The 24,696-nt window shown below is 71.1% G+C and carries 19 protein-coding genes and 2 pseudogenes; 9 read left to right on the plus strand and 12 right to left on the minus strand.

The genetic code is table 11. From position 1 onward, the window contains the following. The first annotated feature begins 74 nt into the window (after positions 1-74). Together ACZ32T_RS26900 and ACZ32T_RS26905 are read left to right on the plus strand one after the other, a co-directional pair. Entirely contained in the window at positions 75-920 is an 846-nt protein-coding gene (locus ACZ32T_RS26900; protein ID WP_467268717.1) for an LLM class F420-dependent oxidoreductase, read from the plus strand. A 136-nt stretch (positions 921-1,056) separates the two neighbouring features. Then, positions 1,057-2,541 (plus strand): peptidoglycan D,D-transpeptidase FtsI family protein, encoded by a 1,485-nt coding sequence (locus ACZ32T_RS26905; RefSeq protein ID WP_467268716.1) that lies wholly within the window; start codon positions 1,057-1,059, stop codon positions 2,539-2,541. Positions 2,542-2,599: 58 nt separating this feature from the next. On the opposite strand, the gene ACZ32T_RS26910 is transcribed toward ACZ32T_RS26905, so the two are convergent. Both ACZ32T_RS26910 and ACZ32T_RS26915 read right to left on the minus strand, forming a co-directional pair. Further along, on the minus strand, positions 2,600-3,799 hold the full coding sequence (locus ACZ32T_RS26910) for a hypothetical protein (RefSeq protein ID WP_467369433.1): 1,200 nt from the start codon (positions 3,797-3,799) through the stop codon (positions 2,600-2,602). A gap of 167 nt (positions 3,800-3,966) precedes the next feature. Then, positions 3,967-5,444: pseudogene (locus ACZ32T_RS26915) on the minus strand (FAD-dependent monooxygenase). Between the two features lie 61 nt (positions 5,445-5,505). On the opposite strand from ACZ32T_RS26915, the gene ACZ32T_RS26920 reads away from it, so the two are divergent. Beyond that, positions 5,506-6,123 carry a TetR/AcrR family transcriptional regulator C-terminal domain-containing protein gene (locus ACZ32T_RS26920; protein ID WP_467268711.1) on the plus strand — a complete coding sequence of 206 codons (618 nt, stop codon included), beginning with the start codon at positions 5,506-5,508 and terminating at the stop codon, positions 6,121-6,123. A gap of 101 nt (positions 6,124-6,224) precedes the next feature. On the opposite strand, the gene ACZ32T_RS26925 is transcribed toward ACZ32T_RS26920, so the two are convergent. Genes ACZ32T_RS26925 through ACZ32T_RS26950 form a run of 6 tightly spaced genes read right to left on the minus strand, consistent with a single transcriptional unit; the run spans position 6,225 to position 12,276 of the window. After that, positions 6,225-7,094, minus strand: coding sequence for a phosphogluconate dehydrogenase C-terminal domain-containing protein (locus ACZ32T_RS26925; protein ID WP_467268709.1), 870 nt, complete (start codon positions 7,092-7,094; stop codon positions 6,225-6,227). Beyond that, positions 7,094-7,888 (minus strand): sugar phosphate isomerase/epimerase family protein, encoded by a 795-nt coding sequence (locus tag ACZ32T_RS26930; RefSeq protein ID WP_467369435.1) that lies wholly within the window; start codon positions 7,886-7,888, stop codon positions 7,094-7,096. Before ACZ32T_RS26930 ends, ACZ32T_RS26925 begins: the two co-directional genes overlap by 1 nt. Beyond that, positions 7,876-8,679, minus strand: a complete 804-nt coding sequence (locus ACZ32T_RS26935; RefSeq protein ID WP_467369437.1) for a triose-phosphate isomerase family protein — start codon at positions 8,677-8,679, stop codon at positions 7,876-7,878. Before ACZ32T_RS26935 ends, ACZ32T_RS26930 begins: the two co-directional genes overlap by 13 nt. Next, positions 8,679-9,179, minus strand: a complete 501-nt coding sequence (locus tag ACZ32T_RS26940; protein ID WP_467268702.1) for a ribose-5-phosphate isomerase — start codon at positions 9,177-9,179, stop codon at positions 8,679-8,681. Before ACZ32T_RS26940 ends, ACZ32T_RS26935 begins: the two co-directional genes overlap by 1 nt. Next, positions 9,179-10,915, minus strand: coding sequence for a dihydroxyacetone kinase family protein (locus tag ACZ32T_RS26945; RefSeq protein ID WP_467369439.1), 1,737 nt, complete (start codon positions 10,913-10,915; stop codon positions 9,179-9,181). Before ACZ32T_RS26945 ends, ACZ32T_RS26940 begins: the two co-directional genes overlap by 1 nt. After that, a complete protein-coding gene (locus ACZ32T_RS26950) occupies positions 10,915-12,276 on the minus strand; it encodes an MFS transporter (protein ID WP_467268699.1) in 1,362 nt (453 codons plus the stop codon). The genes ACZ32T_RS26945 and ACZ32T_RS26950 overlap by 1 nt, the downstream gene beginning before the upstream one ends. Before the next feature lie 243 nt (positions 12,277-12,519). Here ACZ32T_RS26950 and ACZ32T_RS26955 point away from each other — a divergent pair, with 243 nt between their 5' ends. Further along, positions 12,520-13,260, plus strand: coding sequence for a FadR/GntR family transcriptional regulator (locus tag ACZ32T_RS26955; protein ID WP_401522164.1), 741 nt, complete (start codon positions 12,520-12,522; stop codon positions 13,258-13,260). A 276-nt stretch (positions 13,261-13,536) separates the two neighbouring features. Here ACZ32T_RS26955 and ACZ32T_RS26960 read toward each other — a convergent pair. Continuing rightward, positions 13,537-14,164 (minus strand): annotated as a pseudogene (locus ACZ32T_RS26960) (HAD family hydrolase); the annotation flags it as partial. Between the two features lie 120 nt (positions 14,165-14,284). Between ACZ32T_RS26960 and ACZ32T_RS26965 the strand changes: the two are divergent. Next, positions 14,285-16,861, plus strand: coding sequence for a bifunctional FO biosynthesis protein CofGH (locus ACZ32T_RS26965; protein ID WP_467369441.1), 2,577 nt, complete (start codon positions 14,285-14,287; stop codon positions 16,859-16,861). Positions 16,862-17,062: 201 nt separating this feature from the next. Next, positions 17,063-17,959: an RpnC/YadD family protein gene (locus tag ACZ32T_RS26970; RefSeq protein ID WP_467369682.1), complete on the plus strand. Its 897-nt coding sequence runs from the start codon at positions 17,063-17,065 to the stop codon at positions 17,957-17,959. A 43-nt stretch (positions 17,960-18,002) separates the two neighbouring features. On the opposite strand, the gene ACZ32T_RS26975 is transcribed toward ACZ32T_RS26970, so the two are convergent. Beyond that, positions 18,003-18,938, minus strand: a complete 936-nt coding sequence (locus ACZ32T_RS26975) for an SDR family oxidoreductase (protein ID WP_467369443.1) — start codon at positions 18,936-18,938, stop codon at positions 18,003-18,005. Between the two features lie 164 nt (positions 18,939-19,102). Then, positions 19,103-19,477 carry a MerR family transcriptional regulator gene (locus ACZ32T_RS26980; protein ID WP_467369444.1) on the minus strand — a complete coding sequence of 125 codons (375 nt, stop codon included), beginning with the start codon at positions 19,475-19,477 and terminating at the stop codon, positions 19,103-19,105. 58 nt (positions 19,478-19,535) lie between these two features. Here ACZ32T_RS26980 and ACZ32T_RS26985 point away from each other — a divergent pair, with 58 nt between their 5' ends. From ACZ32T_RS26985 to ACZ32T_RS26995, 3 genes are all read left to right on the plus strand, one after another. After that, the gene (locus ACZ32T_RS26985; RefSeq protein WP_467369446.1) at positions 19,536-20,651 is read left to right on the plus strand and encodes an alkene reductase; all 1,116 of its coding nucleotides are present in this window, start codon (positions 19,536-19,538) and stop codon (positions 20,649-20,651) included. A 170-nt stretch (positions 20,652-20,821) separates the two neighbouring features. After that, positions 20,822-21,295: a carboxymuconolactone decarboxylase family protein gene (locus ACZ32T_RS26990; RefSeq protein ID WP_467268683.1), complete on the plus strand. Its 474-nt coding sequence runs from the start codon at positions 20,822-20,824 to the stop codon at positions 21,293-21,295. 208 nt (positions 21,296-21,503) lie between these two features. Then, complete coding sequence (locus ACZ32T_RS26995; protein ID WP_467369448.1) at positions 21,504-22,619, plus strand: ADP-ribosylglycohydrolase family protein; 1,116 nt, start codon at positions 21,504-21,506, stop codon at positions 22,617-22,619. Positions 22,620-22,708: 89 nt separating this feature from the next. On the opposite strand, the gene ACZ32T_RS27000 is transcribed toward ACZ32T_RS26995, so the two are convergent. Beyond that, a complete protein-coding gene (locus ACZ32T_RS27000) occupies positions 22,709-24,292 on the minus strand; it encodes a sodium:solute symporter family protein (protein ID WP_467268680.1) in 1,584 nt (527 codons plus the stop codon). Positions 24,293-24,696: the final 404 nt, after the last annotated feature.

Here is a 24,696-nt window from a genome sequence, read left to right on the forward strand (position 1 = left end):
CCGGCGAAGGCCCCGGCCCACCCGCCGCACGGCATACGTTGGGACAGCCACGGACGACGACGGAGGTGCCTCGCATGCGGATCGCCACAACCATCTTCCTCACCGACGAGACGATCACACCGGTCCGGCTCGCTCGCGAGCTGGAACAGCGGGGGTTCGCCGGGCTGTATCTGCCCGAGCACACCCACATCCCGGTGAGCCGGGAGACCCCCTATCCGGCGGGCGGCGAGCTGCCGCCCGAATACGGCCGCACCCTCGAACCCTTCGTCGCCCTGGGGCAGGCCGCCGCCGTCACCGAACGGCTGGCCCTCGGCACCGGCATCACGCTGATCGCCCAGCACGACCCCATCGACCTGGCGAAGCAGGCCGCCACGCTCGACCACCTCTCCGGCGGCCGGTTCACACTCGGCATCGGCTTCGGCTGGAATGTGGAGGAGGCCGCCGACCACGGCGTGGAGTGGTCGACCCGGCGCGCCCTCGGCAGTGACCGGCTTGCCCTGATGCGGGCTCTCTGGGCGGCGGAACCGACGGCGTACGAGGGCGAGTTCGGATCCGTACGGGCGAGCCACGCCCACCCGAAGCCGGTGCAGGCGCCGCGCGGCCGGGTGAACGGCCCGCGCACCCTCATCGGCGGCGGTGCGGGACCGAAGCTGTTCGCCCAGATCGCCCGGGACGCGGACGGCTGGCTGCCGATCGGCGGGCGCGGCCTCTCGGAGTCCGTGCCGAAGCTGCGCGCCGCCTGGGAGGAGGCCGGCCGCGACCCGGAGCAGCTCCAGGTGGTGCCCTACGCCGTCCGGCCCTCGCCCGGGAAGCTGGCGTACTACGCGGACCTCGGTGTCGACGAGGTCGTCCTCCAGCTGCCCCCGGCCGGGGAGGCGGAGGTGCTGCGCGCCCTGGACGCGTACGCCGCCCACTTGTGAGGTGACCGTGGCCCGGTGGCCATGGGCCGTGACCTTCCCGTGCAACCATCGACGCTAAAATCGCATCTATCACCTCCGGACATCGATGGTGCGGCCCGTGTGCGTGTGTGCTCGGCTGCCTGGGAGCGGGAGCACGATGAACAGGCCGTTGCGGCACATAGCCATTTTCTGCGGGCTGCTGATGCTTGCCCTGCTGGTACGGACCAACTGGCTTCAGTACGCGCAGAGCGAGGAGCTGGCCACCCACGAGCACAACCGGCGGGTCAAGATCACGCAGTTCGCCACCCCGCGTGGGGACATCATCGTGGGCGGCAAGGCGATCACGGGGTCGAAGGCGGTCGAGGGGACCGACTTCAAGTACCAGCGGACGTTCAAGCAGGGGCCGGTGTACGCCCCCGTCACCGGCTACGCCTCCCAGGCACAGGGCATGTCCCTCCTGGAGAACACGTACGACAGCGTCCTCAGCGGCCAGGACGAGCGCTTCGCCTTCCAGCAGGCGAAGGACATCCTCACGGGTGAGGAGCGGCGCGGCGGCAACGTGGTCACCACCATCGACCCGAAGGCCCAGGAGGCGGGCTACAAGGGCCTGACCGACCTCGACGCCCGGGGTGCGGTCGTCGCCATCGAGCCGTCGACCGGCAAGGTCCTCGCCCTGGTCTCGACTCCCTCGTACGACCCCTCGGTCTTCGCCGGCAACTCCTTCAAGGAGGGCGACAAGTTCCAGGCCCTGGTCGACGACAAGGCCAAGCCGCTGGCCAACCGGCCGCTGCGCGAGACCTTCCCGCCCGGCTCCACCTTCAAGATCCTCACGGCCGCCGCCGCCTTGGAGCACGGCGTCGTCACGGACGTCGACGCCCCGACCGACGCGGTCTCCCCGTACCCGCTGCCGCTTTCCAGCCGCAAGATCAGCAGCGAGGCCGGCGACGCGGTCTGCAACAAGGCGTCGATGAAGACGGCCATGCAGTACTCCTGCAACAACGTCTTCCTGGACGCCGCCCTCAAGGTGGGCGACCAGAAGATGCGCGAGACCGCCGAGAAGTTCGGCTTCAACGCGGACGTCTACTCCGAGGCCTTCGGCGACATGCTCGCCACCAAGAGCCTCTACCCCGAGAAGCTCGACAAGCCCGGCACCGCCCTCACCGGCATGGGCCAGGGCAGCCTCACGAGCACCCCGATGCAGATGGCCATGGTCACGGCGGCCCTCGCCAACGACGGCAAGCTGATGCAGCCCTACATCGTGGACAAGCTGGACGGCCCGGACCTGTCCACGCTGGAGGAGCACGAGCCGCAGCTCAAGAGCGAGGCGGTCTCCGAGGAGACCGCCAAGAAGGTCCAGGAGATGATGGAGTTCACCGCCAAGGAGGGCAGCGCGAAGCGCGCCCTGATCGACGGTGTGACGGTGGGCGGCAAGACGGGTACGGCCCAGCGCGGCGACGACGTCAGCAAGGAAGTCCCGTACGGCTGGTTCGTCTCGTACGGCAAGAACTCCGACGGCCGGTCGGTGGCGGTCGCGGTGTTCATCGACCCGACGGCGATGGACATCTCCCGCTCGGACATCTCCGGCGGCGGCCTGGGCGGCCCGATCGCCAAGGACGTGATGAAGGCGGTGCTGGGGAAGTAACCGGGCACCCCTGTGGACCGCAGCCCCCGTCCGGTGACACACCGGACGGGGGCTGCGGTCATCCGGCGGGCCGTTCCGGCAGCTCCGCGGGCGCCGGCGCGACCGGTGGGACGGAGAGCATCGACTCGGCGTTCTCCGCGCCGCCTCCTGCCGGTCGCAGGATCACGGCAGCGGTGAGACCAGCCAGAAGACCCCAGGTCAGTGCGGCCGGGACATGGCCGCCGAGGGCGCCGGTCAGGTACTGCCCGCCCCACCGCAGGCCCGAGTCCGCTCCGATCACCGCGAACTGGAACAGCTGGCTCGCCAGCAGCCCGACGACCGTCGCGCAGACCCCGCCGACCGCCGTCGCCGGCACGGTGGCACGGGTCAGCAGGACGGGCAGCAGCCGCAGCGCCCACCACACCACGGCGAGCAGCAGCACGTCGGCGAGGCGGTACAGGAACCAGAGACCGGGGGAGCCGGCCGTCGGGGCGTTCCAGCCGCCGAGCAGCAGCCACGTGCGCAGCAGGTCGCCCGGCTCGGAGAGCAGCCGGCCGGAGAGGGAGGCCGTCTGGATGGACGCCGCCACGGACTCGTACGAGAGGACCACCAGGGACACCGAGACCACGGCGGTCCCGGCGGTCGCAGCCAGGCGGGCTGACCGTACGGGAACGGACCCCAGCGGGAGTGGGCCCGCACCCTTGGCGGTGATCCGGGCGGCGAGCACGGTGCCCACCGCCGCGACGAGCGCGGTCACCGCGACGATCTGCTGCCCGGAGGACGCCATGCCCGCCAGCTGGGGAAGGAACCGGTAACTGCCCTGCCCGGTCGAGGCGATGATCCACGGCGCGGAGACGGTCGACGCCAGCATTCCGGCCACCATGCCCCAGGCCCACACCGCCAGGAGCGTGGCCGGCATCCGCCGGTTCACCGGAGGCAGCCTGCGCAGCAGGAGCAGCGCGCCCGGTACGAAGAAGGTGAAGACCGCGGCGAACCGGATCTGCATGCCCGTCTCATGCAGCGAGAGATAGCGGGCGGGTTCGGCCGAGGCCGGGTCCCCGATGTCTCCCAGCACCCCGGTGCCGAAGCGGACGGAGTCCGGGGGGTCGTACGACCATGGCGAGAGCCAGTTCTGGAGATCGGCGACCACCCGTCCCCCGAGCGTGTCGGTCGCGCCCTGGAGGTGCAGCGCGTCCACGCTCGCCCCCGCCCACCACAGCAGCGCCGTGAGCAGCAGTCCCCCGGCCAGCGCCGGTATCGCCGCGCGTCTGTAAGTCATGTGCCGCCCGCCCCCACGTGATCGCATCCCGCGATTCCCTTGCCCGGTGGGAGATTACGGGCTGTCGATCACATGGGGATCACGGGCACTGGGAAGTTACGGACCATAACCCGGGCGTTATGTCTGGTTTTCGCGTCCTCAACTTCCCACCGGCCGTGGGACGCCGATCAGCTGTCCGTCCGGCGGTGAGCGGCGGACACGGCCGCGTGTGCGTCCGCCCGCAGGGCTTCGGTGTCCGGCTGGTCACTCGCCCAGGCGACGTGGCCGTCCGGGCGGATCAGGGCCGCGCGGACCCCGGACCAGACGGGGTGTGAGGGCGGCGCGGGGGCGGTGTGGGCGACCGCGCCAGGGGGCGGGGTCGTTGTGGGGATGCCGGTGAAGTCGAGAAGGACGTGGCGGGCCGGCCGGAGGAGGGTGAACAGGTCGGTGCCGTGCGCGAGTGGGAGGTTGGGGGCGCGGCGGCCGGTCAGGGGGTGGCCGGGGCGGCCCGGCGGCGGGGGGTAGGCGACACCCACCGCTGACAGGCGTTCTGCCAGGCTCCGGGAGAACTCGGGGACGGTGGTGATGAGTTCACTGAGCAGGGTGCGCAGGGCCTGGCCCTCGGCCGAGTGGGCGTTCATCAGGGCCGTCTGCGCCCGGGTGCTGGTCAGCAGGTCGGCGCCTACCGGGTGGCGTTCGGTGTGGTAGCTGTCCAGAAGGCCGTCGGGAGCCGTGCCCGCCAGGGTCGCGGCCAGCTTCCAGCCCAGGTTCGTGGCGTCCTGGAGGCCGACGTTGAGGCCGACGCCTCCGGCCGGGTAGTGCATGTGCGCGGCGTCGCCGGCGAGCAGGACGCGGCCCTTGCGGTACGCGGCGGCCTGGCGGGTGGCGTTGCCGAACCGGGAGAGCCAGTGCGGGTCACGCATCCCGAAGTCGGTGCCCGCGATCCGGGTCACCTTGGCGCGGAGGGTGTCCAGGGTCGGTTCGCCGGGGTGGTCCGGGCCGTTGCTGTCCGGGTCGCCGCCCACGATCCGGTGGGTGCCGTCCGGCATCGGGACGACCATGAGGCCGCCCTCCGAGCCCGAGGCGGCGTACACCGCATCCTCGGGTGGGGCGTCGAGAACGACGTCGCCGAGCCAGCCCCACGTGGTGGCGTCGGTGCCGGGGAAGTCGATCCCGGCGGCCTCGCGCACGGTGCTCCGGGTGCCGTCGCAGCCGGCGACGTACGCGGCACGCAGGGTGTACGGGCCCTCGGGGCCGGCCGCCTCCACGCTCACCCCGTCCTCGTCCTGGGTGAGGCCGGTCACCCGGTGCCCGCGCCGGATGTCGGCGCCCGCCGCCAGGGCGCGTTCCTCCAGCAGCTCCTCGGTGCGGGCCTGCGGCAGGGCGAGCGTGAAGGGGTACGGGGTGTCCAGGGCGCTGAAGTCCATCCGGGCGTCCAGCCGCCGAAGTGCCCGCTGGGGATGCGCCGCCCCTCGGCGAGGAAAGGCTCCACGGCGCCCCGGAAGGCCAGGATCTAGAGCGTGCGGGGGTGGAGGGTGAGGGCCTTCGAGTGGGGGTCGCGTTCGGGGCGGACCTCCAGGAGGGTGACGGAGGTCCCGGCCAGGCGCAGTTCGGCGGCCAGCCACAGGCCGGTGGGCCCGCCTCCCGCGATGACGACGTGCTCCATGCGATGACTCCTCGCGTCTTGGTCAGTGACCAACGAATGAGGCGTCCAGTAGACTAGGTCGGTGACCAAGAAGCAAGTGGAGAGTCCCGCGTCCACCCGGCTCGGGCCTGACGCGGTGGTGCGGGCGGGGTTGGAGCTGCTGGACGAGAAGGGCGCGGACGGGCTCTCGATCCGGGGCATCGCGGACCGGCTCGGTGTACGCATGAACACCGTGCTCTGGCATGCCAAGACCAAGGCGCGGCTGCTGGAGCTGATGGCGGACGCGATCCTGGCCGAGGTGCCGGTGGAGGGGCTGCCCGAGCCCTGGGAACCGCGCGTCCGCGAGCTGTTCCACCGCTACCGCCGTGCACTGCTCGCCCACCGGGACGGCGCCAGGATCGTGGCCGGCACGTACGCCGCCGAGCCCGCGACGCTCCGCTTCGCCGAGCTGATGGTCGAGGCGCTGCTGAACGGCGGGCTGCGGGAGCGGGAGGCGGTCTGGACGGCCTGGACCCTGGTCTACTTCACCCTCGGGCTGGCGCAGGAGGAACAGGCGCTGCCGGACGCGAGGGGCCCGGCGTTCGCCCGTCGGCTCGGTGCGGGTGAGTACCCGTCACTCTCCCGGGCCGCCGAGCACTTCGAGGACACCTCCTTCGACGAACGCTTCGACTACGGGATCTCCCGCATCCTGGGCGCGTGAAGCGGAACGGCATGCGAATGGGCCGGACCCCCCACCCCTGATGGAGAGCCCGGCCCGGTTTCGCGGCAGACCTGAGCGGTGGTGCCGGTGTCAGGCCCTGGTCAGCGCTTGATCTCCTTGATCTTGAGCATCCGCGTGATGACCTTGTCGAGCTCGTCGTCCTTGAAGACGTTCTTCCAGTCGTCGCGGACGATCGACTCGCGGCCGTAGTCCATCGCGATCAGGCACGCGTCGGAGAACGGGTTCGAGCCCTTGAGCGTGTTGGCGAGCGCGACCTGGGTGTGGCCGAGCAGCATCGCGCGGGCCGCCTTCTCCGGGACGCCCACCGTGTGGACCGTCTCGTGCAGGGCCTCGGTCAGCAGGGCGCCGACCATGCAGGCGATCGTCTCGACGAGCGTCGGCTCCAGGACCGCGAGCTGCTTGACCGTCACCCAGTGAACCTCGACGACCGGGGCGTACATGGTGGAGATGACGGCCTCGGCCAGCTCCCGCGCCGCCGGGTCGGCGGACTCGGCGGCGGGCTCGAAGGAGGCCACGACCTCCTGCGGGGCGGCGATGCCACCGAAGGTGTCCGCCCACTCCTCCTTGGTCGTCCGCTCCAGGAACACCGACGGGTGGCAGGGGTGCGCCACGGCGTTGTGCACGTCCGCGCGGCGGGTCAGCAGGCCGGCGTACGCGGCGGCCGGGTCCAGGGTCAGCAGGATCGCGCCCGGCTTCATGACCGGGACGAGCTGCTCGGAGACCGTGCCGAGGACGACGTCCGGGACGGCGAGGATCACGACGTCGGCCTGCGCGGCGGCGTCGGCGCTGTCGGTCAGCTCTCGGCCGAGCTCGCGGATCAGCTCCTGGCCCTTGGGGGAGTTCTCGGCGAAGAGGGTGGTGAAGTCGCTCTTGACCAGGTTGTTCGAGACGCGCTGGCCCATCTTGCCTGCGGCCCCGATGACGGCGACGGTCCTGGATCCGGTGGCCATTACTTGCTCCTCAGAAGGGTGTTGATGCTGTGCCGGGTCCACTGGTCCTCCAGGCGGGCGGTCTCCTCGAAATCGCCCTGCCAGGGGAGCCAGTGCTCCACGATCTGGTTGATGCCTCGCTCGTCGGGACCGACCTCGCGGATCATGTGGTCGTAGTCGAGGAGGCCCTCGCCGAGAAGGCAGCCGGCGTAGGTGAAGCCGACCCAGCCGTCGCGGCGGGAGAACGAGAAGTCCTTGACGTGGATGTTCACCACGTACGGGGCGGTGGCGTCGACGACGTCCACCGGGCGCTCCAGGCGGGCGACGCTGTTGCCCGGGTCGAGGACGACGCCGAGGTTCGGGCTGTCCACGCCGCGCACGACGGACAACAGGTCGTCGGTGGAGACCTGTTCGTAGGTTTCCAGGCCGAGCGTGACGCCTGCCGCCGCGTAGGCGGGGACGGCTTCGCGCAGGAGCGCCGTGGCCTCCGCGACGGTCGGGCGGTGCTCCGCCGTGTTCAGCATGGAGCGGACCAGGGTGACGCCCAGGCGCCGCGCGATGCGGAGGTAGCCGGTGAGGTGCTCCGTGCGTACGCCCCTGGTGCCCAGCTCCAGCGTGATGCCGTGGCCGGCGGCGGTGGCGCGCAGGGCGTCGAGCTGGTCGTCGTCGTACGACTCGATCAGCGGGTAGTCGCAGATCTGGAAGACCTCGCCGCCCAGTTGGTGGGTCTCGGCGAGCATCTCGTCGAGGGTCAGGGGGCGGGGAGCCCTGTCCGAGATGCGCCAGAAGAAGGCGTAGGTGCTCAGGCCGTACACGCGGCGGCCCCTTCCCGCGCCTCGTCGAGGATGCGTTCCACCGCTGCCGGGTCGTGGGCGAAGCGGCCGAGGAACAGGCCGTCGACGCACGGGCCCAGCTCGGTCAGCAGGCCCGGGCCCGCGCTGCCGCCGTAGATCACGCGGCTGTCGGCCAGGGAGGGCTGGGTGGCGAGCCAGGCCGTGAGGGCCTCGCAGACCGTGCGGATGTGCTCGGGTGAGGCGGGCCGGGGGGCACCGATGGCCCACTGCGGTTCGTAGGCGAGGACGACCGGGGCGAGGGGGCCGTCGTGGGCCGCCGTGGCCAGGACGCGCTCGGCCTCGGCGACCGTGCGGGCGGCCGCCTCGCCGGGGGAGACCTGGTCGAGTTCGCCGACGCAGAGCACCGGGGTCAGCCCGTTGCGCAGGGCGGCGGCCGTCTTGGCGGCGACGACGGTGTCGCCCTCGCCGAAGAGCCGGCGGCGCTCGGCGTGCCCGACCTCGGCGTAGCGGGCGCCGATCTCGTGCAGGTGCGCGCCGCTGACCTCGCCGGTGTACGGACCGGAGTCCTCGGTCGCCAGGTCCTGCGCCCCGGTACGCACCCGGGTGCCGGCCAGGATGCCGGTGACCGGGACGAGGGCGGGGAAGGCGGGCAGCACGAACAGCTCGGCCGAACCGCCGGTGACGGCGGGGTGCCGGGCGGCCAGATCCGCGATGCTGCGGGCCCAGTTGAGGGTCTCGTGGTGGCCGAAGTACATCTTCAGGCTCACCCCGATCGTGACCCGGGGGCCCTGGGGGGTCTGCGCGGGGGACATCAGGCTGCGGCTTCCTGCTTGTTCTCGTAGTCGTCCATCAGCGCGACCTTGGCGGCGGACGCCGACGCCTCGTCGAAGCGGTACGTCAGCCACTCGGAGGCCAGCCGGCGGGCCAGCTCCAGGCCGACGACGCGCTGGCCGAAGGTGAGGACCTGGGCGTTGTTGGAGAGGACCGCGCGCTCGACGGAGAAGGAGTCGTGGGCGGTGACGGCCCGGACGCCCTTGACCTTGTTCGCGGCGATGGCCACGCCGAGGCCCGTGCCGCAGACCAGCAGGGCCCGGTCGGCCTCGCCGCGCGCGACCATCTCGGCCGCGGCGATGGCGACCTTCGGGTAGGCGGTGTGCCCGTCCGCGTCGACGCCGACATCGGTGACGGCTTCGACGAGACCGCTGGCCTCCAGGTCCTTCTTGAGGGCTTCCTTGTACGCGTAACCGGCGTCGTCGCAGCCGACGACGACACGGAGCTTCTCGGACGGCTTCTCGGACCGCTTCTCGGACATCAGTGGTTCTCCAGTGTGGGTACGAACACGCCGTGCACGGCACGGACGATCAGGGCGAGCGAGTGGGCGCCGGCGTCCGGGGTGCCGAGGCTCTTCTCGGCGTGGGGGCGGGCGCGGCCCATCCGGGGGAGCAGCTGCGCCGTGGCCTCGGCGGCGGCGGACGCGGAGTGCGCGGCGGTGTCCCAGGCGGCGGCAAGGGGCTGCCCCGCGTCGGTGGCGGCCGTGAGCGCGTAGGAGAAGGGGACGAGGACGTCGACCATGGTCTTGTCACCGACCTCCGCCTTCCCCAGCTCCATCACACCCGCCGCGGCCCGGGCGACCCCGGTGGCGACGACGGGGGCCGTGGGCCGCTCGGTGTCGCCGAGCGCGGTGCCGAGCGCCCGGAGCATGACGCCCCACAGCGCGCCGGAGGTGCCGCCGGCCCGGTCCGCCCAGGCGTCGGCGGCCCGGTGAAGAAGCGTTTCTGCGCCGGCGCCGAGCGCTTCGGCGCGGGCAGCGGCCTCGTACGCCCCGGTGGAGCCGCGCTGCATGCCGATGCCGTGGTCGCCGTCGCCCGCGACCGCGTCGATCCGGCCGAGCTCCTCGGCGTGGACGTCGACGGTCTCCTTGAGGACGCGCAGGGCGGCGAGCGCCGTGCGGGCGGCCTCGCGGGAGGCGTCGGTGGCGGGCGCGACGGGCTCCTCGGCGGTCTCCGCCGCCGGGTCGGGGACGAACAGGTCCGCAGCCTCGACGGTGCCCTTGCGATAGGCGGGGGCGTCGGCCGGGGCCGTCCACAGGGGCTCCAGCTCGTCGGTGAGCCAGCACAGGGTGAGCGAGACTCCGGCCATGTCGAAGCTGGTGACGAGCTCGCCGACCTCGGGGTCGACGGCCTCCACACCGGCCTCGGCGAGGAGCTGGGCGACCCGGCGGTAGACGACGAACAGTTCCTCGTACTTCACCGAGCCGAGGCCGTTGAGGACCACCGCCGCGCGCTGCCCGTGGGGCGAGTCGACCCCCTCGGGGAGCTCGCCGAGGACGGTGGAGACCAGGAGCTCGGCCGCCTCGTCGGCGGTCGGTACGGGCTGCTCGCCCATGCCGGGCTCGCCGTGGATGCCCAGGCCGACGGCCATCCGGCCCTCGGGGACGCTGAACAGCGGGTGGTCGGCGCCCGGCAGGGTGCAGCCGGAGAACGCGACACCGAAGGACCGGGTGCGGGCGTTCGCCAGCTCGGCGATCCTGGTCACCTCGTCCAGCGGGAGCCCGGCCTCGGCCGCGGCCGAGGCCGCCTTGAAGACGACCAGGTCACCGGCGACACCGCGGCGCTTGTGGGCCTCGGCGGGGGAGGCGCTGGACATGTCGTCCGTGACGCCGAGCGTGCGGGTGGGGACGCCCTCCGCGGTGAGCCGGGAGGCGGCCTGGCCGAAGTGCAGGACGTCGCCGGCGTAGTTCCCGTACGCGAGGAGGACACCGCCGCCGGTCTCGGCGGCCCGCGCGACCTGGCGCACCTGGTGGGCGGAGGGGGAGGCGAAGACGTTGCCGACGGCCGCGCCGTGGGCGAGGCCCTGGCCGACGAGACCGGAGAACGCCGGGTAGTGGCCGGAGCCGCCGCCGACCACCACGGCGACCTGGCCGGGAGCGGTGCGGGTGGCCCGGACCACACCGCCGGGGACCTGGCGGACCCTGCGGGGATGGGCGGCGACGAAGCCTTCGAGTGCCTCGTCGGCGAAGGCGGCGGGGTCGTTGGACAGGCGGGTCATCAGCGGACCTCTGCGAGGGGCCGGCCCTGGTTCGCTCCCCGGCCCTTCGACCGGTTGGCGAGCCACAGCATCAGCGCGGCGGACATGAGCATGAAAGCCCCGACGAGGAACAGCGGCAGGTAGTAGGCACCGCTGAAGTCCTTCAGCCAGCCGGTGACGTAACCGGCGGCGAAGCCGGCCACGTTGCCCGCGGTGTTGATCAGGGCGATACCGGCCGCGGCTGTCGCGCCGGTCAGGAACTGCGAGGGGACGGACCAGAAGACCGGCAGCGCGGCGAAGATCGCACAGGCGGTGACGGTGATCACGGCGACCGTGGCGGCCGGTGAGCCCATGTAGAGGGCGACCGGGATGGAGATCCCGCCGACGACGGCCGGGCCCGCGATGTGCCAGGTGTGGACGCCGTGCCTGGTGGCGTGGCGGGACCAGAAGTAGAGGACGATCGCGGCCGGGAGGTACGGGATGGCCGTGATCAGGGCCTTGTCCATCACGCTGAACGTCGTGCCGAACTGCTCCTGGAAGCCGTTGATGATCGTCGGCAGGAAGAAGGCGAGGGCGTACAGGCCGTAGATGAAGCCGAAGTAGATGAGCGCGAGGATCCAGACGCGGCTGTTGGTGAAGGCGGCCTTCAGGGCGTCCTTGCCGTGGGCGGCCTTCTCACCGGCGCCGGTCTTGCCGGCGTTCTCGGCGGCGAGCTCCGCGGTCAGCCAGTCCCGCTCCTCGGAGGTCAGCCACTTCGCGTCGGCCGGCTTGTCGATCAGGTAGAACCAGGCGATGACACCCAGCAGGATCGCCGGGATGGACACGCCGAGGAACATCACGCGCCAGCCCTCGAGGCCGAAGAGCCCGTGCTGGTTGATGAACCATCCGGCCAGCGGGGCGCCGATGACGGTGGTCAGGGGCTGCGCCAGATAGAAGAGGCCGAGCACCTTCGTACGGTGCCGGGAGGGCACCCACTGGCTGAGGAAGAGGATCGCGCCGGGGAAGAAGCCCGCCTCCGCGACACCGAGCAGGAAGCGGAGCGTGTACAGCTGCTCGTTGTTCTGCACCCAGGTGAAGAGGAGGGCCACGATGCCCCAGCTCACCATGATCCTGGCCAGCCAGCGCCGGGCACCGAACTTGTGCAGCGCCATGTTGCTGGGCACTTCGAGAATGATGTAGCCGATGAAGAAGACCCCGGAGGCGAAGCCGAACTGCGCGGCGGTGAGGGCGAGGTCCTGCCCCATGCCGTTGGGCTCGGCGAAGGAGACGGCCGTCCGGTCCAGGTAGTTCACGAAGAACATCAGGGCCACGAAGGGGACGAGCCGGACCGAGACCTTCTTGATCGCTGATCTCTCGATCGCTGAATGCGCAGTGGCGCCCATGGAGACTCCTCGCTTGCGGACCGCTTTGTCCGATTCCGTGTCTGCTCCGGCAGGCGAAGGCGAACCGTGGAAGGTTGTGTTTCCGGCCGGTGAACAACTCCAAGCTAGCCCTGGATCCTAAATTGGTCACCAATTTACCAAAGTGACGTAGGTCGCTCCCCTGAGCTCTTCTCCTGGGCCGATGAGCGCGTTATCGTCCGCCCGCTCCGGGGTTCCGCCGCCCCGTCTGATGTACTGGTCAGCGTGTCCACGCAGCCCGAAGCGCCCGATTTCACGTCACTTCTGCGCCCCGTCGTACGGGAGTCCTCGGTCAGTGAGGTGGCCAAGCGGCTTCTTGATCACCTGTCCGAGGGGAACCTGAAGCCCGGCACGCGCCTGCCCGCCGAGCGCCAGCTCGCCGACGCCCTCGGCGTCGCGCGGTCCAGCGTGCGCGGGGCGCTGTCCGCGCTGGACGTCCTGGGCATCATCGAGATCAGGCCCGGCTCGGGCTCGTACGTCCGCGAGGGGACCTCGGAGTTCCTGCCGCGGGCCATCAACTGGGGCCTGATGCTCGGTCAGCGCCGCACCCAGGACCTGGTCGAGGTCCGCACCTTCATGGAGGGCATGTCGGCGCGGCTGGCCGCGGACCGGGCGTCCGAGGCCGACGTCGAGCGGCTGGAGGAGCACCTGGAGCGGATGCGGGAGGCGGGGACGGACGTCAAGGCGTTCATCGACGCCGATATCGCCTTCCACCTGGAGACCGCGAACATCGCCCGCAACACGGTGCTCAGCGACATCCTGCACTCCATCCGGGCGTTGCTCCAGGTGTGGATGGAGCGGGCGGGAGACATCGAGGGCACGGTCAGCGGGACGCTGCACGAGCACGGGGCCGTGCTCGACGCGATCCGGGCGGGGGACCCGGAGGGCGCGGACGCGGCGATGGCCGAGCACATGAGGCTGGCCAGCGACCGGCTGCGGCTCTCGCTGCGGGGAGACGAGGAGTAGGGGAGTGGGGGCGCAGGGCTCAGACCCGTAGCCGCTGGGGCGGGCTGGTCCCGTCGGGTGGGGCGGCGGCCCCGGGCGGGACGGAATCCTCGGGTGAGGCTGTTTCCCCCTGCGGTGCGGTTTCCGCGCCCGGCGCGGTCTCCCCCTGCGGTGCGGTCTCCGCGCCCGGCGCGGTTTTCCCCGGCGGCGCGGGTTCCTCGCCCGGCGCGGTCTCCCCCTGCGGTGCGGTCTCCTCGCGCCGGCCCCGGGACGCCCGGCGTCGCGCGGTTCTGCCCAGCAGTCCCGGGAGTTCGGTCAGGGCGCCGATGTGCCAGTCCGCCGTCTCCAGCACGTCCGGGTGGTCCGCCCACCAATGTCCGTACGGGCCGCGGCGGATGTGGGCCGCCCGCAGTCCGCACGACTTGGCCGGAAAGAGGTCGTCGGCGGGGTGGTCCCCCACGTACAGGGTGGCCTCCGGCGCGGCGCCCGACACCTCCAGGACGCGGGCGAAGAACTCCCGGTCCGGTTTGGTGACGCCCCACTCCTCCGAGGTGACGACCAGGTCGGCCGGCAGGTCCAGGGCTCGCAGCAGCGCTCCCGCCCGCGCCGTCCGGTCGCCCGCCACGACGACCCGCAGGCCGAGCGCGCGCAGTTCGGCCAGCGCCGGGCGGACGTCGGGGTAGAGGTCCCTCTCGTCCAGGTGCTCGCCACGCCCGGCCGCCGCCCGGGCGTGGGACGCCTCCCCGACGTCCATGCCGGGGCGCAGGATGCGCAACGCGTCGGTGCCGTCGCGGCCCTGTGCGACGGCGGCGCCGACCAGGGCGCTGACGGTGTGCGGCGGGACCCCGAGCCAGTCGGCCCACGAGGCCCAGTGGCGGTCGTCGCGGACGAGGGTCTCTCCGATGTCGAAGACGATCGTTTCCATCACCTCCCCGAGCCTACGGGGCAAGCGGGACATAACGGCCAAGGCGCCAGTGGTCGAACGGCGGTTACGCGGGGAAGAGGCCCTGGTCCGGAAGGAGTGACGCGCTCGTATGCTCGGATCATGACCGTTCCTCAGCGCCCCACGACCAACGCCATGCGGCGTGCCCTCCGGCGGGCCCGCGACGGCGTCGCCCTCGACGTGGCCGAGGCCGCCGCCCTGCTCCAGGCGCGGGGGGACGACCTGACCGATCTCGCCACGTCCGCCGCCCGGGTCCGGGACGCGGGTCTCGAAGCCGCGGGCCGGCCGGGAGTGATCACGTACTCCCGCAAGGTCTTCATCCCGCTGACCCGGCTCTGCCGGGACACCTGCCACTACTGCACCTTCGTCACCGTGCCCGGGAAGCTCAAGCGCGCGGGCCACGGGATGTTCCTGTCGCCGGACGAAGTCCTCGACATCGCCCGCAAGGGCGCCGAAATGGGCTGCAAGGAAGCTCTGTTCACGCTCGGCGACCGGCCCGAGGACCGTTGGCCCGAGGCGCGGGAGTGGCTGGAGGCCGAGGGGTACGACGACACCCTGGCGTATGTGCGGGCCATGGCGGTACGGGTGCTGGAGGAGACGGGGCTGCTGCCGCACCTGAACCCCGGTGTGATGACGTGGACGGACCTTCAGCGGCTGAAGCCCGTCGCGCCGTCCATGGGCATGATGCTGGAGACGACTGCGACCCGGCTGTGGTCGGAGAAGGGGGGACCGCACTACGGGTCCCCGGACAAGGAGCCGGCCGTCCGGCTCCGGGTGCTGGAGGACGCCGGCCGGTCCAACGTGCCGTTCACCACGGGAATCCTGATCGGGATCGGTGAGTCGTACGAGGAGCGGGCCGACTCCCTCTTCGAGCTGCGCAAGACGGCCCGCGCCTACCACGGCATCCAGGAAGTCATCGTCCAGAACTTCCGCGCCAAGCCCGACACCGCGATGCGCGGGATGCCGGACGCCGAACTGGAGGAGCTGGCCGCCGCGATCGCTGTCGCCCGCCACATCCTCGGCCCCTCGGCCCGCATCCAGGCCCCGCCGAATCTCGTCGACGCCGAGTACGCCCTGCTGATCGGCGCGGGCATCGACGACTGGGGCGGCGTGTCACCCCTCACCCCGGACCATGTGAACCCCGAGCGCCCCTGGCCGCACATCGACGAGCTGGCCGCCCGCACCGCCGAGTCCGGCTTCCAGTTGCGCGAACGCCTCACCATCTACCCGGAGTTCATCCAACGCGGCGAGCCCTGGCTCGACCCCCGCCTCCTGCCGCACGTGCGCGCGCTCGCCGACCCGGAGACGGGTCTCGCCCGGGAGGGCGTGATCCCGGCCGGGCTGCCCTGGCAGGAGCCCGACGAGGGGTTCGGCTCGTCCGGCCGCACGGACCTGCACCGCACCATCGACACCGAGGGCCGCACCGGCGACCGGCGCGACGACTTCGACGAGGTGTACGGCGACTGGGAGGCACTGCGGGAGGCCGCCGCCCCCGGCATGGTGCCGTCCCGCATCGACACCGACGTACGCCAGGCCCTGAGCCAGGCCGCCGACGACCCCACCAAGCTCACCGACGACCAGGCCCTCGCCCTGCTCCACGCGGAAGGGCCGGCGCTGGACGAGCTGTGCCGGATCGCGGACACCCTGCGCCGTGACGTGGTCGGTGACGACGTCACCTACATCGTCACCAGGAACATCAACTTCACCAACGTCTGCTACACCGGCTGCCGGTTCTGCGCCTTCGCCCAGCGGCGTACGGACGCCGACGCCTACACCCTCTCCCTGGACCAGGTCGCCGACCGCGCGGCGCAGGCCTGGGACGTCGGCGCGGTCGAGGTCTGCATGCAGGGCGGCATCCACCCGGACCTGCCCGGCACCGCGTACTTCGACATCGCGCGGGCGGTGAAGGAACGCGTACCGGGCATGCACGTCCACGCCTTCTCACCGATGGAGGTCGTCAACGGCGCGACCCGCACCGGCATGTCCATCCGCGACTGGCTGACGGCCGCGAAGGAAGCCGGCCTCGGCTCGATCCCCGGCACCGCCGCGGAGATCCTCGACGACGAGGTCCGCTGGATCCTCACCAAGGGCAAGCTGCCGACGGCCGACTGGCTGGAGGTCATCAGGACGGCCCACGAGACGGGCCTGCGCTCCTCGTCCACGATGATGTACGGCCATGTCGACCAGCCCCGCCACTGGCTCGGCCACTTCCGGACGCTGGCCCGGCTCCAGCAGGAGACCGGCGGCTTCACGGAGTTCGTGACGCTGCCGTTCATCCACACCAACGCCCCGGTCTACCTGGCGGGCATCGCCCGCCCGGGTCCCACCGACCGCGACAACCGGGCCGTCACCGCGATGGCCCGCCTCCTGCTCCACCCGCACATCACCAACATCCAGACCAGCTGGGTGAAGCTCGGCGCGGAAGGGGCAGCCGAAATGCTGCGCTCGGGCGCGAACGACCTCGGCGGGACGCTGATGGAGGAGACCATCTCCCGCATGGCGGGCTCCAGTTACGGCTCGTACCGGTCGATCCAGGACCTCGTCGCCATCGCCGACCTGGCGGGCCGGCCGGCGAAGCCGCGCACGACGCTGTACGGCGAGGTCCCGGAGGAGCGCGTCAAGGCCGCGGCGGCGTCGGACGGGCACCTGCCGGAGCTGCTCCCGGTGCTGCCGCAGTAGCGGAGCGCGGGCCGCTTCCGGAGCCGCGCGGTCGGGCTCCGGAAGCGGCTGCTCGTAACTGCCGTTCTGAGTACGTCACTCACATGGGTGATCCGCCTCTTTGGGGCGGGTTTGGATGACACTGCGAACATATGCTCCTGGCAAGGACGAACCCGGTGCTCGGGGGAGCTTCGAGCATCAAGCCACCCGCAGGAGTTCCGCATGGTCAGTTCGCCCCATGAGGCGATGCACCGCATCTTCCAGGAGCACCCGGGCCTGTTTTCCCGTGTCTCGGAAGTACTGGGGATCACGATCGCCCCGCCCGTCTCGGTCACTGTGATGCCTACCGACCTGACCGAGAACCGGCCTCTCGAACGGCGGGTGGACACCCTGCTGCGGCTGGAGACGGAGCAGGATGAGCCGTTTCTCCTGGCCATCGAGGCCCAGGGGAAGAAGGACGCGGACAAGCCGGCGAGCTGGGCCTACTACCTGTCCTACCTCCACACGAAATACCGGCTTCCGCCGCTGCTGCTGGTCGTCTGTCAGGACCGTGCGACGGCGGAATGGGCCTCCGCCCCTGTCTCCATCGGCCCCCGCCAGTGGCCCGCGCTCACCCTGCGTCCTCTCGTCGCGGGCCCGCACAACATGCCGGTGATCACCGATGTCGCCGAGGCCCGGAAGGATCTGGCGCTGACCACGCTGGCGGCAATCACACATGCTGCCGATCCGGACATCGGTGCCATACTGAAAACGCTGTCCACCGCTCTGCGGGACGTACCTGAAATCATCGCCGATCCCCTTGTCGAACTCACCGCGCAAGGCCTGGGCAACCGCCCGGCCGCACAACAGTGGAGGAACCTGGTGGCCGTGGACCTCTCTTTCTACAAGTCCTTCATGGCAGAGGAAATCCGGGACGAGGGCCGGACGGAAGGCCGGACGGAAGGCCGGACGGAAGGCATTGCGCAGGGCATCCTGCTCTTCCTCGCGCACGCGGGCGTCGACGTATCGGACGAGGCGCGTGAACGGATCACCACCTGCGGTGATCTCGACACCCTGAACCGCTGGCTTCTGCGGGCCCCCACCGCCCGGTCGGCCGAGGACGTCTTCGCCGAGGAGTAGGCGGCTCGGCTCCTCAGCCGAAGCGACCCCCCCGGCCCGACCGTCAGCGATACCCCGACGCGTCGGCCGGCTTCCCGGCGTCGGCGACCTCGACGAGATAGCGCCAGGAGTCGGGGCGGGAACCGTCGAGGTCGGTGAAGCCGTACTCCTGGGCGAGTTGCCCGCTGGACAGTGACTGCCCGTTCCGGCGGGCCAGGTCCGTGTCCCCGGCCAGAGCGGCGACCCCGCGGCCCACGTACGCCGGGCTTTCCGAGATGCAGAAGTGCGGCACCTCGGTCAGCGCGTCGCGCCAGTTCTCCTCCGCCACGCCGAAGGTGTCGAGCATCATCTCCGAGCGGAGCCATCCCGGGGTGAGGGCCACGGCGGTCCCGCCGTGCGGCTCCAGCTCGTGGGCGAGGACGAACGCCATCCGGAGCACGCTGTTCTTGACCAGGTCGTAGAAGTAGGAGTTGCGGTAGTTCGCCGCGTTGTACGCGGCTGTTCCGTCGGTCATCTCGACCACGAGCCCGCCCGGCCGCCGCACCAGCAGGGGCAGCAGGAAGTGGCTGGTGATCGCATGCGTCTCCACGCCCAGCCGGAGCAGCCGCAGCCCGTCGTCCAGGTCGTGTTCCCACACCGGCTTGTCGAAGGCGAACAGCCGCTCGCCGCCCCAGACGTCGTTGACCAGCACGTCGAGACGACCCTGCTCGGCATCGATGCGCTCGGCCAGCGCACGGACCTGCTCGGGCACCAGGTGGTCGGTCGGCACCGCGATGCCCGTACCGCCCGCGGCGGTGACGAGCTCCGCGGTCTCCTCGATCGTCTCGGGCCTGTCGTACTCCGAGCGCCGGCCCCGGGTCGTGCGGCCGGTGACGTAGACGGTCGCCCCCGCCGCGCCGAGCTGAACGGCGATACCGCGCCCGGCGCCCCGGGTGGCGCCTGCGACCAGGGCGATCCTTCCGTGGAGCGGCGGTTCCGAAGTGGTCGATGTGTCGGGCATGAATCTCCTCGAGTCCTGGCAGGCTGCACGGCCCGGTCCATGAATGTCATCGCCGACGACCGGTGAAACCATGCTCGACGTCATACCCGACACCCTGTGTCCCCTTTTTCGGCGGACCTGCGGTCCGGACCGTTCGCCGGGGAGATGACGGACGGGTGCCCGGCTCAGCGTTCGCTCGGGGCCCCGCCCGCCGCCGTGGCGATCACGTCGTCCAGCACCTCCCGGGAGCGCCGTAGCTCGTCGATCTTCCGGTCGATGCGTTCCCGCTCCACGGAGAGGTCGCTGACCAGACGCGACGTGGCGATCTCGGAGGGACCGCCGTCCGCGTCCCGTACACAAGGCAGCAGTTCGGCGATCTTCGAGCTGCACAGCCCGGCGGCGTAGAACTCCTGGATGCGGATCACGCGGTCGACCGCGCTCTCGGCGTAGTCGCGGTGGCCGCCGGGGGTGCGGTCGGCCGTCAGGAGGTTCTGGGTCTCGTAGTAGCGCAGGGAGCGTTCGCTCACGCCCGTACGTGTGGCCAGCTCGCCGATCCGCATGGTTCTCTCGCCTCCGGGACTTGAACCTGACACCGGTGTCAATTCTTACCGTTCCGGCATGACGAACGCAGCCACTTCCTCCGCGAAGCTCTTCGAGACCGTCGAACTCGGTCCCCTCACCCTTCCCCACCGCCTCGTGATGGCTCCGCTGACCCGGAACCGCGCCACCGCCGACGGCGTTCCGACCCCGCTCATGGCGACGTACTACGCGCAGCGCGCCTCGGCGGGGCTGATCATCGCGGAGGCGTCCACGCCGAACGCCGTGGGGCAGACGTACCCGAACATCACCGCGATCCACAGCCCGGCTCATGTCGCCGGGTGGCGGCGGGTCACCGACGCGGTCCGTGCGGAGGGCGGGCGGATGTTCCTCCAGATCCAGCACGGCGGGCGCGCCGGCCATCCCGACACCAGCGGACTGACGCCGGTCGCCCCCTCGCCGATCGCGCTGCCGGAGACGATCCACACCCCGGCCGGGCGTGTGCCCTCGGTCGTCCCCCGCGAGATGACCACCGGGGACATCGCCTCCACCGTCGCCGACTTCGCCTCGGCGGCCCGCAACGCCATCGATGCGGGCTTCGAAGGAGTGGAGGTCCACAGCGCCAACGGCCACCTCCTCCACCAGTTCCTGGGCCAGGGCACCAACCGTCGGACCGATGCCTACGGCGGGTCCGTGGATCACCGCATCCGCTTCGTCGTGGAGGTGGTGGAGGCCGTGGCGGCGGCGATCGGCCCCGAGCGGGTCGGCCTGCGCGTGTCGCCGTGGAGCACGGTCAACGGGATGGCGGAAGGCGACACCGAGGAGATCTACCCGGCGCTCCTCGCGGCCCTGGCCGGGACGGGCCTCGCCTATCTGCACGTGGGGTACGCCGATCCGGAGGACCTCGTCTTCCAGCGGATCCGTAAGGACTGGCAGGGCACGCTGATCGCCAACCCCGTCCTGCCGAAGGACCGCATCCCGGAGGACGGCGGCATCGCCCACGCCGAGCGGCTGCTGGCCGCCGGAGCGGACGTGATCGCGCTGGGCCGCCCCTTCCTCGCCAACCCGGACCTGATCCGCCGGATGCGTACGGGGGCGCCGGTGAACCAGGTCCGGGACGCGTATCTGATGTACGTGGGCGGGGAGACGGGCTACACCGACTATCCGGCGCTGGACGCCGTGGGATCAGCCGCGTAGAGCTCATGATCTGTGCTCCAGGACGCCCCTGATGAATCCGATGGACTCCGGCGGGGCAGCGCCGGTGGTGACACCCTCGCGAGACGCAGGTCACATGGAGCCGTGTCACATCCCACCGGGGGCGGTCCGTCGAGGGGGTGTAAGCAACGGCAACAGCTCAGGAGCTGATCATGAACGCTCGTCTCGACCTCTTCGGCGACAAGGCCGCCGCCACCTTCCTGCGGCACATCAACTCGGCCGGGAAGGTGGTCACCGACTCGGGGCTGCCCGCCGCGACCCAGGAGCTGGTCAAGATCCGGGCCAGCCAGATCAACGGGTGCGGTTTCTGCACCGACATGCACACCAAGGACGCCACCGAGGCGGGTGAGACGGCGCTCCGGCTCAACCTGATCGCGGTGTGGCGCGAGGCCACCGTCTTCACCGACGCCGAGCGCGCCGCCCTGGAGCTGGCGGAGCAGGGGACCCGCATCGCCGACGCGGCCGGCGGCGTGCCGGACGACGTGTGGGCGAACGCCGCCGAGCACTACGACGAGGACCAGCTCCTCGCCCTGGTGGCCCTGATCGCCCTCATCAACGCGTACAACAGGCTGAACGTCCTCGTCCAGCAGCCGGCGGGCGACTACCGGCCCGGCATGTTCGGCTGACCTCGCCACCCGCGGCCGGGCAGCTGTCCCGGCCGCGGGCAACAGGTCTCCCGGGCCCGGGAGCCGGGGCCGGAAACCATGAGGAATGCCGCGCCGAAGTGCTCTCGCGTACCAGTCCGTACATTCCGTTCCACCCCTGAACCGCTGCTTCCCGTTCGATTACAGTGCTTGCGCAGTCGCAGGCGGCAGGGCGGACGGAAGGGGCACGGTGAGCACAGGGACCACAGCTGTCTGGGGCCGTGCCCAGCAGCAGGACTTCCGCGGCCGGGTGCGGGGATCCCTGCTCGGCGGGGCCATCGGGGACGCGCTCGGGGCGGGTGTCTCGGGGCTCACCCTGGAGGCGATACGCGCCGCCCACGGTGCGGACGGGGTGGCCGACTTCGTCCCCGCGCACGGCAGACGCGGCGCCGTCACCGCGGTCACCCAGCTCACTCTCTTCACCGTCGACGGGCTCATACGCGCCCAGGTCCGCCGCGACACCGGCGCCTGGCATCCGCCGACCGACGTGCACCGCGCCCATCTGCGCTGGGCGTCCACCCAGAGCGCCTGGGGGCCCGACGAACGCCGCAAGGACAACGGCTGGCTGGCCATGGAGGAGTGGCTGTACACCCGCCGCGCCCCGACCCGGGAGTGCCTCGTCGGCTTCGGTGACGCCACGATGGGCACCCTCGCCGTGCCCAAGAACCCCGCGGCACGGGACTCGGCCGCGCTCACCCGCTCGGCGCCCTTCGGGCTGCTCGTCGGGTGGGAGCCCCAGCTCGTCCTCCAGCTGGCCGTCGAGTGCGCCGCCCACACCCACGGCCACGCCACCGCGCAGCTCGCCGCCGGAGCGCTCGCCGTCATGGTGCACGGACTGGCCCGCGGCGAGACGCTGGACGGCTCGGTCCAGCACGCGCTCGCCCTGCTCGCCGAGCGCCCGGGCAACGAGCAGGTGACCGAGGCGCTCCGGCAGGCCCTCGGCTCCGTACGCCAGGGGATACCCGGGCCGGCCCTCATCGAGGCGCTGGGAGACACCGACTCCGCGGAGGAGGTCCTCGCCGTGGCGCTGTACTGCGCGCTGGTGGGCGAGGACGTACGCCATGGCATGCGCCTCGCCGTGAACCACTCCGGGCCGTCCGCGGCCACGGGGGCGGTCTGCGGGGCCCTCCTCGGGGCGCTGCACGGGGAGACGGCGCTGCCGCCGGCCTGGCTGGCGGAGCTGGAGGGGCGCTCGACGCTCCTCCAGCTCGCCGACGACTTCGCGATGGAGATGACCCAGGGGCCCGCCCTGCACACCCCGGCCGCGGTCGCCCCGGGCTGGCTGGCCCGCTACCCGCGGGACTGAGCTGAGGCTTCCCGTCCTCCGGGAGGACATGAGTGGGCGGGCGCCGCCGCGCCCGCCCACCGTTCAGGTGCCCCTCGCGTGAGGGGCGGTCAGTCCTTCACGCCCTCCGGGACCCCCGTGCTCTCCGGGCCGGGCTTCTGCGCCGGTACGGCCGCCGCGGCGGCGGTGCCGTGGGGGCCACCACCCTCCGTGTTGATCGTCTCGATGAGGGCGTCGCGCTCCGGGGTGTCCTCGGGTTTCACCAATCCGATGACGATGTAGAGCACGAGGGATATCGCCAGCGGCAGGGCCACCTGGTACTGCAGGGCGACGTCCGTCTTCACCGAACCGTCGAGGTTGTAGTTGGTGAAGAAGAAGGCGAGCAGCCCGGCCGCCCAGCTGGTGAGCGCCGCCGTGGGGCCGGACCGGCGGAACCTGCGCAGCATGCCCAGCATGAACGGGATGGCGATCGGGCCCATCAGCCCTGCCACCCACTTGATGACGACCGAGATGATGTCCTTGAACGTCGGCGAGTTGATCTGCGTCGCCAGCGCCATGGACAGGCCGAGGAAGGCGAGTGTGGACAGCCGCGCGGCCAGGAGGCCACTGCGGTTGCTCCAGGTGCGGGCCGCCTTGGAGAAGACCGGCGCGATGTCACGGGTGAAGACCGCCGAGATGGCGTTGGCGTCGGAGGAGCACATGGCCATCGTGTGCGAGAAGAACCCGACGACGACCAGCCCCAGCAGCCCGTGCGGCAGCAGCTGCTCGGTCATCAGGGCGTAACTGTCCGAGGCGTCCGGCTTCTTGGCCTCGACGAGCAGCGGTGCCACCCACATCGGGAAGAAGAGCACGACCGGCCAGACCAGCCACAGTGCGGCGGAGAGGTAGGCCGAACGGGTCGCGGAGCGTGCGGAGTCCGTGGCCATGTAGCGCTGGGCCTGGTTCCACATGCCGCCGTTGTACTCGAAGGTCTTGATGAAGAGATACGCCAGCAGGAAGGTCACCGTGTACGGGCCGGCCGTCGGCTCCGTGTGGCCCTCGGGCAGCTTGTCCCAGACCGTCCACAGCGAACTGAAGCCGCCCAGCTTGCTCATGACGATCACCAGCATGGCCACACCGGCGAAGAGCTGGATGATGAACTGCCCCAGCTCGGTGAGCGCGTCGGCCCACAGCCCGCCGACCGTGCAGTAGACGGCCGTGATGACGCCGGTGATGAAGATGCCCTGGGTGAGGGTGATACCGGTGAAGACGGAGAGCAGGGTGGCGATGGCGGCCCACTTGGCGCCGACGTCCACGATCTTCAGCAGCAGCCCGGACCAGGCCAGGGCCTGCTGGGTCGGGACGTTGTAGCGGTCCTTGAGGTATTCGAGCGGCGAGGCCACGTGCAGCCGCGAACGCAGTCTGTTGAGCCGGGGTGCGAAGAGCTTGGCGCCGATGCCGATACCGATCGCGATCGGCAGCGACCAGGTCACGAAGGACGTGACGCCGTACTGGTACGCGATACCCGCGTAGCCGGTGAACATCACCGCGCTGTAACCGGACATGTGGTGCGAGATGCCCGACAGCCACCACGGCATCTTGCCGCCGGCCGTGAAGAAGTCGCTGACATTGTCCACGCGCTTGTGCGACCAGAGTCCGATCGCGACCATCACACCGAAGTAGCCGATGAGCACGGCCCAGTCGAGACTGTTCATGTGCCCCCTCCAGGGGTCCGCCTTGTGAACGGGAACGCACTTCGTCAGTACGGCCGTTCAGCGGGGCCCCGTGCGGGATCGGGGACTTCGGGGATTGAACCGCCTGTTCGGGTCCTCGGTCAAGGTTTTCTCGATCAGGGATGTGAACGCGGATCAGCAAGCCGAACGATTTTACTTGTTCTTGACCTATCAGAGCGTTGTCGTGAACGTGACCGCGGCCACACGATAAGCGGGCACTTCGTCAGGCTGTGCAGAGATCGACGCAAGGCAGGAACGCCCGAGAACGCAGAACGACCGCACGGGATGCGGGTCCCGTGCGGCCGGAGAAGGGGGAAAGCTGTACGTGACGCTTGCGCACCGATGGCACGCGGTGTGCTGTCGGTGCCGAATGCTGAGGTAACGAT

It is taken from the genome of Streptomyces sp. NPDC023573, from assembly GCF_055559735.1.